Genomic DNA, 13315 nt, shown 5'->3' on the forward strand with positions numbered 1-13315 from the left:
CTGACACTTCGGCGGCCGGAAAAGCACGCGCACGAATCGCCGCGAGCGTCAGCCCTGCCGCGTTATAACTGTCTGAGCTGCACACGATTCGAGATCGGGAATCGAGGAAGCGCTTCACGTCGGCCCTGGGACGGCCCGCTGCCCAACTGGGGAAGAGTTTGAAAATTCCGAGCGAGAGGCCAATCTCGCACTCTCATTTCGCTCGATACAGACGCTCAAGGTGCAGGCAAGCCTTCGCATGCGGCGCTACCATGAACCGAAGGGAACGGCACTTAATTAGGAGCGCCCTATTTCGAACACGGCATCCATTCACATACTCAGGAGGTGATCGCTCGGCACGAGCTCGACCGCTTCGACCAATAGTCAAACTCTTACAGTTCGTACCAGACCCGCGGATCATCTCCGGACTGAATCATCAGCCACTTCAGATCGGTCTTGTCCCAAACCTTGATAGCGTTCGTGCGATTATCGAGAACCAGGTCGCCAACGTTGGTTTTCACCACCAGCACCGCATGACCTTCACCGTAGGGCGTTCTTGCTACGGCGATCCGGAGCGCCTTCGACGACCATCCCATAGCGATGAGATGGTCACGCTTGGTCAAGGCAAAGTCCTCGCAATCGCCGCTTTTGACATTCACTTCCCAGACGTCGTCAGCGACCTTTCCGCTGGCATCATTGCGCGGAGCGATCGAGCGATTGACCGATGCGTTGACTGAGCGCAGCTGCTTGTCGGCATAGGTGCTGAGGGCCACGACGGCTGCTCCGCCTTTGGCCTCGCATTCCTGCGGCCTGCGGGCGCAAAACATCACATGCGCAAAGGGCGCCATGGTCCTCTTTCTCGCCTGAATGTACTTGACCGACGGAGTTTCGTGCAGATCACGCGTGAGGCCGGACAGCGCGCCCGCCTGTAGATTCTGAGTTCCGGCCAAAGAAACCAGGACGAGTGCAGCCAGAAATTTACGCGCCGACATGTTGCCCCTATTTGGTGTACGACAAACCGCCAATTCGGATGCAACCAACTGACATCGCGCTGGAATTTGTCTTGCTTGCGACGGCCCCAGACTTACGGAACAAGACTGTTCATCGGCTTAAATCGGCAATTACAATTTTAGCGATCGGACTTTTATCTATCGGCATGCCAATTACTTTGGCGTTGCAGTAAAAAATTCTTGAAAATGACCACCGGTTCGTGCAGGCATGGCTCAGACCCGCCACATTCCTATTTCCTTATGACAACGCCCCGAATTGCTTCCGCTCTTCTGCTTTATGTTTATTGCGGCCTGATTGTTCTGTCGGTCGTGCCGTTCGGCTTGGTCGATATATTGCCTCAAACCCTGATCGTGATTGTTATGTCTGTATTGGGGGGAGCTGCCGTCATTGTCCACGGTCCACCCCAGCGCGGACGATGGGTTTTCGGCGCCACTATCGCCGTCTTTTCGCTTACGGCACTTTGGATTGTCGTTCAGACTGTCGAACTTCCCTTTGCGCTCATCGATGACCCGATATGGGCAGATGCAAGAGCGATGGCCTCTGCCCGCAGGACGATCTCTGTCGAACCTGCCGACACGCTTGCGACATTGTTACAGATTGCTCTGCCGGTCGTGACGTTTTTGACCGGCCTCATCATTGCTGAACGCTGCAAGGATGATCAGACGATCATCCGGTTCCTGGCCTCAGTTGTCGGGATCCTGGCGCTATACGGTCTTTATCAGTTTCTGTTCTTGCCCGACACACTTTTGGGAGTGGCAAAGAAGGCCTATCAAGACAGTCTGACAGCAACCTTCGTGAACAGGAATACCAACGCCACGTTTTTCGGCGTGGGATTGCTGATGCAGCTTACGCTCGTGTTCGATTCTTTTTTCGTCAGAACAGACAGAGCATCGCATGAACCGCAAAACAGCACGATGCTGTTATCACGCCTCTATTATTGTGCGCTCTTCCTTTTCACTTTCGTGGCCCTGATGCTGACGCAATCACGCGCCGGAGTTTTTCTGACAGGACTTGCACTGCTGGTCTACGTTCCATTCCTGACGAGCCAGTGGCTGAAGACGTTCCCCAATTCCCTCAAGAGACTGGGCTCGAGACTATTTCGGGTGGCTGGCATTGTCGCCGCCGCCGGCCTGGGCATTGGGGTCTTTTTTCTCTTTGCCTCGAAAGCGGTGTTGCGCGCGAATATTCAGGGGCTTGATGACGCTCGATTCTGCATCTGGCCGGATGTTGTCAGGGCGACGTCCAACAATTGGCTTCTAGGCACCGGGCTCGGCACCTTCAGAACGGTTTTTTCTGGCTACCGGGATTCCCGTTGCGGCATATTCAATATCTTTGATCGCGCCCACAATACTTATCTCGAGGGTTTTTTGACGCTTGGTATCATCTTTCCAGTCGTCCTATTGCTTGTCTTGGCTGCCCTCCTTTTCATTTTCTGGCGCGGCTATCACAACAGAAAACGCAACAGGCACTACGCAGCCTTGGGTCTGGCAGCGACTATTCTGGTTTGGGGACACGCACTTGTCGATTTTTCCATCCAGATTCCCGGCTTTTCGGTTTTTTATGCGGCCTTCCTTTCTGGTGCCATATGCGTGTGCTACAAGCGCACACTCAAGCCGGCGATCAGCAAAAATGCTGCAGCGCACAAGTATAATAACGATGAAATTGAACCGAGCCTAATATATTAACAGTAAATATATTAAGAAACTCGCAACAATATATCGGAGACTTTCGAGATGTATTTGAATTGGTTAATTAGCAATACGGCATGGATCCTTGAAAATTAACCATAACTCCACTAGTGGGATGTTGCGACATTGCCACATTAACGATTTATTGGCTATCATGGACCTCGTTCTTGCAGATATTGCTGGCGTTTTATGCTTTGCATAAGCGCCAACCTGCGGGACAGAAAACTTAACAGGGATAAGATGAGCATCAACTTTCGACGCACCTCTATCGTCGCTGCGACGCTAATCGCGCTGTCGAGCTGCACCTCGTTGCCTCGATCCGGCCCTGACCACACCGATATCGACAAGAGCGCTTCGGTGAAGGTCACGACGAAAGACCGGAAGGTTGGCATCGACTACGTGCTGATTGATCTGAACAAGGCAATTCTTCCCTTCTTTAACGAAGTTCAGTCCAGCTCGCTGGGTGGTTTTGGCGGCGGCAAGGGTGGCGCGCCGGATATTCCGCTCGGTGCTGGCGACGTCGTTCAGATTTCAATTTTCGAAGCGCAGGCCGGTGGTCTTTTTATCCCGTCTGACGCTGGCAGCCGCCCGGGTAACTTCATTACGCTCCCGGCACAGACCATCGATAAGAATGGAACGATCAGCGTCCCCTACGCAGGGCGCGTGCCCGCCTCCGGAAGGCTGAAAGAAGAGGTCGAGCGGGATATCGAGGACCGGCTTGCCAGCCGCGCGATCGAACCGCAGGTGGTCCTGACTACGACCACCAGCAAGTCCGCCGAGGTGGCCGTGGTCGGCGATGTCAACGATCCCCAGAAAGTGCAGCTGACTCCGGCCGGCGATCGCATCCTGGACGTGATCTCGACAGCAGGCGGCCTGACGACCCCCAACATCGAAACGAATGTGACGTTGCAAAGGCGAGGCAGGACTGCGACGGTTCCCTATGAGACCCTCTTGCGCAATCCGGCCGAAAACATCTACGTTGCACCGGGCGACACTGTTTCTGTTGAGCACGAACGCCGCACTTATATCGCGCTCGGCGCGACAGGGCAGCAGAACCGTATCGAGTTCGAGGATTCGAACTTGACGCTTGGCGAAGGTATCGCCAAGGCCGGCGGCGTCCTGGACAACCGCGCGGATCCCCGCGAAGTCGTCCTCTATCGTCAGGTCGACAGGAAAACCCTGCAAAAGTTGAACATCGATGTCTCTCGGTTCGCCGGAACGCAAGTTCCGGTTATCTTCCGGGCGAATATGCGTGACCCGGCAACGATGTTTGCAATTCAGCAATTCCTGTTGAAAGACAAGGATGTCATTTATATCTCGAACGCCGACTCGGTCGAACTGGTCAAGTTCCTCGATATCCTGAACTCGATAACCTCTACGGCGTCGGGTGTATCTTCGGATGTTGTTGACACCCGTGACGCGGTGAGAGAATTGGACTAAGACCGAGACGATGGACAGAATATTAATTCTGCCTATGCGGCTTGGAAAACGAAGGACTAAGTAGAATGGCAAATAAATATCTTATGACGGCTGCCGGCGCCGCGACTATGATCGTTGCCAGCCTTTCTTTTTCATCGGTTTCCTTTGCAGGAAATTGCCTGACCGGACCGGGGATGGCATCGCCGGAAATGGTGAGCGCGTTTAACGCATCTCCGGAAGCATTTCTGTTTGCAAACGCGTCGGTTATTGGCCTTGCTGATCAGGTGAGGTCTTATACTGCAACGGAAACGGATCTCACGGCGAAGATGATTGGCCTTGCAAAGGCGGGGACACCCGCGCAGATGGCGGCGATCGGTGCCGGTCTTGGACGGGCTGCAAACGTATGCCGTCCTCAGCACCCGGAGCTGGCGGACGCCATTACGAAGGCGATTGCGGACGCATTGCTGGCCGATACCACGCTTAGCGGCCTCCAGACAGCCTTCGCTCAGGCGCTTAACGGGCAGACTGCAACCGCTGCATTGGGTTCGCCGGGTTCTGCCGCAGCGGCAGCCGGCGATATCACCAACGGCCCCGCCGGTGCCATTCTTGGTGGCGGTGAAGGCAATGGATCGACGGATGGCTCCCAGAATTCTACTGCCAACCTGCTGAGGACTTCGGCAAGTGGCGGCGGCAATTTTACCACCACCACCACCCAGTCCGTCAGCCCGAGCGGTATCTGACAGCACGCGCAGAAGAATTTGAGCTAGTGGGCGAATTGTGCTGACCAGAGGAGAAATTCGCGGCACTCAAAAGGGCTCGAAAAGAAAAATAAGGGCGGCGGCAATCTCTTCAGGGGTGCGTCGCGCGCCCTTTTTGTCTTGCTGCTTCCTTCTGGTCATTGGTGCCTTTCTGACGCTCGCCGTCAGCGAACTCCATCGCTCGGTTGAGTTTGCTGATATGTTTGTCGTGGCCAAGCAGATCGAACAGGATGGTGCGGTCAGCGCCAATAGCCTTTCTCGGGTCGCCAGCATGCCCGCGAAAGTTGTTGCCGGAGGCTACTGCCGCTCCGATATCGTCATGGCTGCTGCGACCATCGTGTTGACACAGATAGACACCGAAAACCAGGCCAATGACTACGAAGGCTGGCTTTCAGCCGTCACTGTGGCCGATAAATTCCTGCAGCATGCACTGAGTTGCATGCCTACCGACAGTAACCTCTGGCTTCGCCTCGCAGTCGTACGAGCGGTGATTGCGGAAGATCCGCAGGCTACTGCGCAGTTGATGGCACAGTCCGTGAAGCTTGCACCAGCCGATCAGATAGCTCTGCTTGCTCGTCTCTATTTTTGGAACAGGTTCAGCGAGGCGACATTGAAAAATTCGGAACCAATGGTCGAGCAGGATCTCGGCCTTCTCTTCCGATTTGGCGATCCTTCCCAGATCGCACAGGAAATTCCGAATGTTGGACCGGCCTTGATACCCTACATCAAACGCGCCTCGACTTCCCTGTCTGATGCTCGCAAGAGACTTTTCGCCAGAAGCGGCCTGGACATCGCCAAGCTGCCTTGACGGCGCTACAGCAAGCGCAGCTAGGAAAGAATTCTTGCTGTGCCGCTGGCAATTTTCACCACTGTCAGCCGGCCAGTAGCGAAACAACCCGTGTCAATCCCAATTCGACCATTACCAAGATGGGGCTGGACTTGAGGGGTGTGCCCATGGACCACAATGATCGGAAGCTCAGGCCCCCGTGTCAGGAAGGGCTCCCTGATCCACATCAGATCCGCATCGCTTTGATCCTCGAGCGACAATCCGTTGCGTATCCCCGCATGAACAAAAACGAGATTTCCGACCTGCAACATGGACGGTAGCGTTTCCAGCAAAATTCGATGGCTGGCAGGAACCGCCTGATCCACAGCCTTTCGCAATGCCGCCGTATCGCCAATGCGCAGTATATGCGCAGCGTCGACACCATAGGAGGTCAGCGTCTGATACCCGGCAAAGCGTAGCCACGTTTCGCTAGAAAGCTCATTGTTCAAGAATTTGAAGAACCAATCATCGTGATTGCCGCAAAGAGCAATCCTGCGAATGTTCGGCCGCGAAGGTTGGCAAAGATGCTCCAGGACATCACAGGAGCGTGCGCCTCGATCGACGTAGTCGCCCACCAACACGACCAGGCCATGCGCATCACCTAAATCTTCGGAAATACGCCTTTCAGCAGCCACCAGCTGATCATAGCAGCCGTGCACATCCCCGATAGCGTATATAACGGGCCAATCGGCCGGATTCAGGACCATCCGCGGACGCTCAGGGGTGACACCTGCAGACGAATCCTTGGACAGCTGTCCGACAAATCTACGGATAGTGCGTATCAAGGCCACTCGCCTCCCGCTGTTGCAGGGGAAAAGCCAACGGCTGAAACCGGATCATAACCGCTGAGCATTTCGGCAGCGATATCTTTTGCTGTGCGGTCTCCGTCACTTTCACTGAAGACCGAGATTCCAGTCGCCATTTTCAATCATCGCCAATCGACAAACGCTGTCGACAATATTCGGTCGCGATCCGATCACGCCCAGCAATTCCGACGGCCTGAAACAATACATTGCGCACTTCACACTATTCTGATTAAGGAAGGCAAAATGCTTTAGATGTTTTTGGATAGAACCGTGTTTTTCCGTCCGGACGGTCTGATTTTAGACAGCATTAGCACCCGCAGACGGCGCCAAAACTGCCGACAAAAGCGTAAGTTGCACATCTTAAATGTCGGAAACCTTAACATTATACAGCACGCCCGTCGGCGCGCGCCATTCAACTTTGATCATTTCCAGGATGAGGATAACGACCTGTCAAAAGCCGGTCGCGTTGATGCCGTGTCACACCAACCACTTGAGCGACAGCTACTGTCACTCAGCAGGCGCGCATGCCTATCGACAATAGGCCCCGCCACCGCCAGATGACACTTCCCATCACGAGGAGCGTGTCAACTTTGTACAATGGAATCAATTGTCTCGCAAACACCGCCATCGCTGGCAGGCAGCCCCAGCCTCGACCAAAGATCGACACCCAAACGTCGCTCAAAAATACCGCATATAACACTGCAACCGATAGCAAAAACCATCAGAGGCAGCATCAAAGCAGCCAAAAGAAACGCACGAAAGAAATTGATTCTCTGACTATCCATCGAGCCGCCGCGCTCCATTCAGCAGGGAATTCATGTTCTAGAATGAAGCGAGTCTATGTTAAAAACTTAATCAAATCAAACCAAATCGGCATGCTTGTTTTGTTTTGCAACATAGAATGCAGCAAAACGCGCCCGGCCATAATTATCGGCGATGCGGCCAGTGGCGGCACTCCACCGTCCCAGCATTCGCAAGCAGGATCCCATTATTGCGATATGTCTGCGATCCGGACCTGGCCGCAATAGCAAATCAGACCAGATACCGACACTGATCGTTTGTGCGGACACTGCTGTCGCTTCGTCGGCCGATACTCTCGGCTGACGAAGCAAGATTAAAATATTACCAGCGGCTTCAAAGCCTCAGTTCTCTTGATAATAGTTGGAATAGCGACTGTAATAATACTCGCTCGAACCATGCGAGCGGTAGAGCTTGATCTTATCGAGATCAACCTTGTTCAGAATGACGCCAGCGCACCGTTTCCTTATCTCCGGCTGTTCGGTCATTATCGACTGCACGATCCTGCGCGAGGTTTTACCCCATTCCACTACCAGCAACACCGTATCGAGCAGATGGCTGACTGCGCGCGCATCGACCACAGGCCCGAGTGGGGGCAGATCGACGATCACGTAGTCGAATCTCTTCGCGGCCTCGTTCAAGAGATTTACCATTGCAGCCGAGGCCAGCACATCCGAGGAGTGCGGCACCCGGTATCGGACAACAGCCGGCAGAAACGAAAGAGCCGTCACCGGGTCGCGCAAAATGAGTTCGTCGAGCGGCCTGTCCTGCAGAAGAGCCTCCAACAAACCGTTTGCTGCATGCTGTCCAAGAGCTCTCGTAGCACCAGGATTTCGGAGGTCGCCATCAATGAGGAGCGTACGCGCTCCCTGGTTGGAAAGGAGCTGTGCGAAATTGATTGCAAGCGTCGATTTTCCTTCGGACGGCAAGCAAGAGACCACGCCGATGATCTTTGTCTGTCGCATGGGATTCTCGATATCCGCAGCCACTTTTGCATTGCGGAGCGTTTCAGCAAAAGCGGACAAGGGATGCCCGACGACATATTCGTGGAGCTCACTGATCTTTCGCACATTTTGAGCAGACTGCTCTGCGGAAATCTTGAATTCTTCGGCATCCACCTTCGGGACGTGCCCCAAATATTCAAGTCCCAGGATCTCTCGGACCTGGTCTCCTGTGCGGAAGAAGCGATCGCGAAATTCGCGAAAGGCTGCGATCGTGCTTCCCGCCGCAAGCCCAAGGAAAATGGCGACAGCAAGAACCAACGGTTTCTTTGGCGCGCTCGGCCTGTCTGGCGTCTGCGCGCGGGTAATCACTCTGGCATCTGTTATAGGAAATGACTGCTGCTGTACCGCCTCCTGGAAGCGGGTCAGGAAGCTCTGATATAGGTTCCGATAGGAATCGGCCTTGCGCTCAAGCTCGCGCAATTCGACCTGAGTTTCCCCGGCCGCAGCACTAACCTGGGTTGCTCTTGTGACGCTATCCTCCAAAGACTTCTGTCTGGTCTGTGCAACGTCCAGATCACTTTTGTAGCTTTCGGCGATACGATTAAGTTCGTCGAACATCTGGCGCTTATATTCGTCCATTTCGGCCCTGAGCCGCACAACCTGCTCATGATCTGGCCCAAGACGAGCCGAAATCTCTGCCGCGAGCTTCGAGTCCTCGAGATACTTCCGACGAATGTCGTTCGATGGAGAATTATCGAGCACGTCGGTCACGATTGCATCCATCTGACCGGAATCTATGATCTTGCGGATGCGATCAAACTTCGCCTGAGCGCGCGCAGTGTCTGCCTGCGCCTTGATCAGATTGCTGCTCAGCTCGGAGAGCTGCTGGTCTGTCAACAAGTTTCCGTCTGTCGCAACAAGATTGTGATCTGTCCTGAATTTCTGTACTGCCAGATCCGATTCGAGAGCTTTTTGCTTGAGCTCATCGATGCGTTCCTGCAGCCAGCCGCTTGCACGGCTTGTCGCTTCAAATTTTGAATTTAGCTTGTCTACCAGATACGCATCGGCAAGGGCATTCGCGATATCCGCCGCCTGGTCCGGCGAACGAGACGTATAACCAATCGAAAGCGCATACGACTTTCCAACGCGCTCGACATCCATATTGGCATTAAGCCGGGCCGCCGCATCCTGCCGCCGATCTTCAGCATCCGTCACCAGGTCCGAGCTGGCGAACCAGGAATTGAAGTTCAAAAATGACTTTAAGAGCTGCGTGAACGAAAAATCCGAAGCCATGAAGTCCGGATCGTCGGCAAGCTTGAGGTTGTCAACCACTGCGAGCGCGATTGTATCGGATTGAAAAAGCTGAATTTCGCTCAACAGCGCAGTTTCATCGTCGATCGGCGCACCCAGCGAAGACAGTTGATTTATCAGTTCCGAATTGCCCCGATCGATCAGAACGCTGGTCGATGCAGTAAAATATGGAGCAGTGGTCAAAAGGTAGACGACTGCCAATACAGCAAAAAATGCAACACAGATCCCAACGACACGCCATTGGCGACGCGCTATCGCGAAAAGCTTCTCAAAATCGATCCTTTCGGATTGGTCATCGGTTTGCGCTACCGCCAACACGGTAGGTGAATTCGGCGAAAGCATCCAGCCTCCTGTACGGCAATGTCGGTAACAAACTTAGTGTCGGTGCATCTTAAAGGCAGCGGTATCTACGGCGTACGACAAATCTGGTGAACAACCAATGGCTTTTCTGATCCCTTCTGACGGTATCCAAACGATCTCAGTCCGCATTTGGCTATCCGATAACGGAACGAAGATAGTCTACGAGTTTCGCCGCCGGCGCAGCAGCCGTGCCCGCTTCAGTCATTTCGGCTGGAGGCTGAGCGATGAGTTCGCCCAACTGCGCCTCGGTATAGGCGACACGTATTCCCGGCCTCCCGTCAAGTTGGCCAGCCGTTGCCAGCTGGTGGTCGTTTCTGTGTTCGCCGAACGCAGCACGCCGAGGAAACAAGATAATTGGCTTCTTGAATCTCTTGGCTGCAAGAACCGTTCCGGTGCCCGCGTGGGATACGATCAATGATGTCCTGGCGAATACGCCATCCATTTCCAATGGCGCAATCGTCTCCACCCATTCGAGATTGCTGGGCTTATATTCACCCTTCCCGATCTGAGCGAACATAGGAACAGAGATATTCGGGGCCATTTCATCCAACGCCTTAACAAGGCGATCGAACGGCAATTGCGTGCCGACCGTAATCAAAATCAAAGTACCGCTCCCGCAAAATGAGGTCCGGACGGGCGAGCCAAATGCTGCCATTGCGTAAGCCACGTTGTCGCTACGAAACCGGCCAATTTTCCGGACATCGACAGCTCTTCGGCGTTGGCGATGCTGTCTATCCAGATTGTTTTCTTGCCCATTATCCGCGCGGCTAACAAACAGAACAATCCGGGAGCAGCCCCTGTCGAGATCACGACATCTGCGCCGGATCGGAACACGAGACTGAACGCCGAAAAAAAGCAGCGGACAGACATCCAGAGATCGTTTCTGTTGCAATCCGGGAGACAATATCCGCCGGTGATGGCGTATTTCTGCAAGAGCTCCGGAATAGTTGTCGCAAATACGACGTCCGCTTGATCAAAGGCCCCACGCAGAGTGATCAACTCATCCCAATGCCCGCCCCCCGAGGAGACAGCAAGAATCTTACGATTTTGTTTAGGTTTACCTGTGCTCGCGTCCATCGTTATCGCCTTTTCGTTTTTGGGATGATCGGAGCGCAAGTGAGCGGTAGAGCAGCGACCATAATCGGCCACACCAGCGAAGGAGACAGCATCATCGCGGCCTCCGTGAGCCCGCCAATAGCGATAAGAAGCAGGATCACAGCCTCCTTCGACTGGGCCGTTCTCATCTGCACCGAACTCTGCGTCATGACAGTCTTCAGGTAGACACGCGACAACACATAGACTGTCCACAACACCATTGCCGGGACCCCGATACTCAGAGCAAGTTCCAGGTACGAATTATGCGTGGATTTTGCTTCAAAGGTAACGTGGACATATTCCTTCACGATGTCCGGCTGCCGAAATGTTGAAAACCCATAGCCGAGAAAGGGACGCTCATAAACAAGTGGCAAAAGCTGATCCCAAATATTCGAGCGGCCGGAGAAAGTCAGATCCTTGCCAAAAGCGCTTGCGACAGCTTCGGCAACGCCGAGATAAGCCAACGATCCAAGCAGGCCAAGCAAGATACAAAAAAGAAGGACAAAAAGAGACTTTACAGTGATATTTCCGACTGCACTCACTATTCTCAAGCCAACGAGCATCGATGTTCCGACGCCAATCATGACGATTGCCGTCGAGGATCGCGCCAATATGACGAGAAGGATCGTCAAGAGGAGGGCCGCGTTACGAATTAGCATCTCGTAACTTAACCTCCTAAGCGGCGATCGCATATCCAGTATGATTATAAATGCGATAGCGCAGAACTGTCCCAGCTCGTTCTTGTGATAAAAAAGCCCTTTTACCATACCATCATAGTCATTTCCCGCCATTACTGCGAACTGGGGAAATGCAAAAGTGTAAAGGATGTTGGCAAAGATCGCCACAATACAAAAGTTTCTGGCCAATCTCAGTGTTTCAACGCTGCCATACCTTAGGCGAAACAGAAGTGGGGGCAGAGTGAGCACTACTACCGCCACCATCCCCTTCAAAGATGCGGTCAGCTGAACGGATTGAGCCGCGGATGCAAGACACAGAACGATGATTATCGTCAATAACGGCGGGATGCGCCGGAGATAGGCGACAAACCGGTGCGGTTCGATAAGAGAATAAATCGCCGTCAGGGGAATCAGACTGTAAAGAATGATCTGTTGCGGCAAAATATTACCCGTACTGCCGTCGTCAAAGTTCGCAGGAAGGCCATACCACATCCCTGTCCCTCGCCATAAGGCGATGTAAAACATTGCAGACAGAAGGATATAGACAAAAAGCTCCTTTCTGATCGCAAATCGCGAGACGCCGGCGCCTCGTCGGGCGATCGTCTGCGAGCCTTTGTGGTACAGCGTATGTGTATTCATTACATTGTCGCCTAGTTAGCGGCCGAGGATTGGGCCTCTTTGGGCGGCTGATATTCCTGATAAAAATGGCCAAACAACCCAGTCACAACGCCCGCACCTCGCAACAAATGCGTGAGGGCTCGCATTCCGAGATAGGGCGATACGGCAAGCGCCGGCAACATGACCACGCCTAGTCCCGTCCGCGTGATGCCATACATGAGGCGGTAAAGCCGCTGCTTGCGATTACCGTGCAACACTTCGCTCACCGCAAAGGTATTGCCAAGCCGGTACTGTCGCTGAAGCACCCACTTCCACGTCATCCGTTTCAGCGGGATGATATCATAGACCATTGCGCGCTCGGTCCAAACGATTTTCATTCCGAGCTTTACTGCCTGATTGAAGAAAAGGTAGTCTGTACCGCCGGTATTCAGCATCTTTTCTTCGAAGCGAAGGTTCCACGATTTCACCAGTTTATAGTCGAACATGACATTGTTGGACGCGGCATAATCGATACGTCCGCCTTCCTGGTTCCGGGCGCTTTCGAATACGCGCGCCTTGACCCAATATTCCGGTGCGTTGTCCGGATAGACCGGCACGACGTGGCCATAAACGCAATCAGCTTGACGCCCAAGGCAGAGGTCAAGCATTGCATCCATCCACCCCTCAGTTGCCCACTCGTCGTCATCGAGGAAGCAAAAATAATCGGGCTCCAACAACTCTCCCGTTTCCGGCAGAACCTGCGGCGCCTTGTCCAAAGCATGGTTGCGTGCGACCGGGATACCTTGGCGGGGCTCAACGGCATATACGAGATCAAAGGCCCCTTTCGTATCGAAGCCTTCTACGATGCCGCGGCTGCTCTCGGTCGCATCGTTATCTATGACCAGAACCGTCATGTGATAGGGCCGGGCGGGATGCTGTTTCTGACGCGTGAGCGAATCCAGAAGCTTTACAATACCCTCCGGCCGCCGGTAGGTCAGCACGGCAACGGTTATACGCCAGATCTTGTTGTCAGCTGACTGCATTGC

General features: G+C 53.8%; 12 protein-coding genes. 4 read left to right on the forward strand and 8 right to left on the reverse strand.

The window, feature by feature from the left end; translation table 11 throughout:
- Positions 1–371: 371 nt before the first annotated feature.
- Positions 372–971: a transglutaminase-like cysteine peptidase gene (locus ACFPWW_RS15990; RefSeq protein ID WP_112755491.1), complete on the reverse strand. Its 600-nt coding sequence runs from the start codon at positions 969–971 to the stop codon at positions 372–374.
- Positions 972–1175: 204 nt separating this feature from the next.
- Between ACFPWW_RS15990 and ACFPWW_RS15995 the strand changes: the two genes are divergently transcribed.
- The 4 genes from ACFPWW_RS15995 (at position 1176) to ACFPWW_RS16010 (ending at position 5663) form a co-directional block, all read left to right on the forward strand.
- Positions 1176–2675 (forward strand): O-antigen ligase family protein, encoded by a 1500-nt coding sequence (locus ACFPWW_RS15995; RefSeq protein ID WP_377312472.1) that lies wholly within the window; start codon positions 1176–1178, stop codon positions 2673–2675.
- A 243-nt stretch (positions 2676–2918) separates the two neighbouring features.
- Positions 2919–4118, forward strand: a complete 1200-nt coding sequence (locus ACFPWW_RS16000; protein ID WP_377312474.1) for a polysaccharide biosynthesis/export family protein — start codon at positions 2919–2921, stop codon at positions 4116–4118.
- Between the two features lie 65 nt (positions 4119–4183).
- Positions 4184–4837: a hypothetical protein gene (locus ACFPWW_RS16005; protein WP_377312476.1), complete on the forward strand. Its 654-nt coding sequence runs from the start codon at positions 4184–4186 to the stop codon at positions 4835–4837.
- Between the two features lie 37 nt (positions 4838–4874).
- Positions 4875–5663: a hypothetical protein gene (locus ACFPWW_RS16010; protein ID WP_162702912.1), complete on the forward strand. Its 789-nt coding sequence runs from the start codon at positions 4875–4877 to the stop codon at positions 5661–5663.
- Positions 5664–5683: 20 nt separating this feature from the next.
- Here ACFPWW_RS16010 and ACFPWW_RS16015 read toward each other — a convergent pair whose 3' ends face one another.
- From ACFPWW_RS16015 to ACFPWW_RS16045, 7 genes are all read right to left on the reverse strand, one after another.
- Entirely contained in the window at positions 5684–6466 is a 783-nt protein-coding gene (locus ACFPWW_RS16015; protein WP_377312478.1) for a metallophosphoesterase family protein, read from the reverse strand.
- Positions 6467–7071: 605 nt separating this feature from the next.
- Positions 7072–7290, reverse strand: coding sequence for a hypothetical protein (locus tag ACFPWW_RS16020; protein WP_377312479.1), 219 nt, complete (start codon positions 7288–7290; stop codon positions 7072–7074).
- A 339-nt stretch (positions 7291–7629) separates the two neighbouring features.
- Positions 7630–9882: a polysaccharide biosynthesis tyrosine autokinase gene (locus ACFPWW_RS16025; RefSeq protein WP_377312480.1), complete on the reverse strand. Its 2253-nt coding sequence runs from the start codon at positions 9880–9882 to the stop codon at positions 7630–7632.
- Between the two features lie 151 nt (positions 9883–10033).
- A complete protein-coding gene (locus tag ACFPWW_RS16030) occupies positions 10034–10504 on the reverse strand; it encodes a glycosyltransferase (RefSeq protein WP_377312481.1) in 471 nt (156 codons plus the stop codon).
- Positions 10501–10977 (reverse strand): glucuronosyltransferase, encoded by a 477-nt coding sequence (locus tag ACFPWW_RS16035; protein ID WP_112755475.1) that lies wholly within the window; start codon positions 10975–10977, stop codon positions 10501–10503. Before ACFPWW_RS16035 ends, ACFPWW_RS16030 begins: the two co-directional genes overlap by 4 nt.
- A gap of 2 nt (positions 10978–10979) precedes the next feature.
- On the reverse strand, positions 10980–12311 hold the full coding sequence (locus tag ACFPWW_RS16040; protein ID WP_377312483.1) for an O-antigen ligase family protein: 1332 nt from the start codon (positions 12309–12311) through the stop codon (positions 10980–10982).
- An 11-nt stretch (positions 12312–12322) separates the two neighbouring features.
- Positions 12323–13312, reverse strand: coding sequence for a glycosyltransferase family 2 protein (locus ACFPWW_RS16045; protein ID WP_112755749.1), 990 nt, complete (start codon positions 13310–13312; stop codon positions 12323–12325).
- Positions 13313–13315 lie beyond the last annotated feature (3 nt).

Origin of the sequence: Rhizobium sp. GCM10022189, assembly GCF_042656325.1 — a bacterium.
Lineage (GTDB): Bacteria > Pseudomonadota > Alphaproteobacteria > Rhizobiales > Rhizobiaceae > Rhizobium.